We start from the raw sequence: 247 nt of genomic DNA on the forward strand, positions 1-247 counted from the left end.
TGAAATATAGCACCGAAGCTGCGGCATCAGGCGTATCACTAATACGCCTTACGATTAACAACATGGAATGGCGCGAAGCGACATGAAAGGTTGTTCAAGCAACCCGAACGTTGAGTCGGGCATCTTTGAGTAAGGATGATTAGTGATACGCCTGTTGGGTAGGGGAGCGTTCTGTAAGCGGATGAAGGTGGCTCGAGAGGGCTGCTGGACGTATCAGAAGTGCGAATGCTGACATAAGTAACGATAA

At 49.0% G+C, this 247-nt stretch carries 1 rRNA gene; it reads left to right on the plus strand.

The features are described 5' to 3' along the window. A 23S ribosomal RNA gene (locus HMPREF2813_RS00230) occupies positions 1–247 on the plus strand; the annotation flags it as partial.

Source organism: Haemophilus sp. HMSC066A11 (genome assembly GCF_001811665.1).
Lineage (GTDB): Bacteria > Pseudomonadota > Gammaproteobacteria > Enterobacterales > Pasteurellaceae > Haemophilus > Haemophilus influenzae.